Annotated in this window: 1 rRNA gene; it reads left to right on the top strand. The window is 56.5% G+C overall.

The annotated features are described in order from the left end of the window. Positions 1–92 (top strand): 16S ribosomal RNA (locus ACPUD7_RS17895); the annotation flags it as partial. Positions 93–255 lie beyond the last annotated feature (163 nt).

Raw genomic sequence — 255 nt, 5'->3', positions numbered from 1 at the left:
AGGGGAGGGGGCCGTCTAAGGTGGGACTGGCAATTGGGACTAAGTCGTAACAAGGTAGCCGTACCGGAAGGTGCGGCTGGATCACCTCCTTTCTAAGGAGCACACATTCAGATCCCCACCGTCAGGAACCGTTCGTGTTCCTGGGTGGGTTGCTCATGGGTGGAACATCACAACTTCCGCTCGTCCACTCAGCGTTGTCGGGGTGAATGCCTCGTCGATGTATGGGTATGAGGATGGGCTAGGACGAACACGTTA

It is taken from the genome of Brevibacterium sp. FAM 24630, assembly GCF_049804075.1.
Lineage (GTDB): Bacteria > Actinomycetota > Actinomycetes > Actinomycetales > Brevibacteriaceae > Brevibacterium.
The sequence above is the reverse complement of the archived record's forward strand: the minus strand, read 5'-3'. Positions and strand labels throughout refer to the sequence as shown.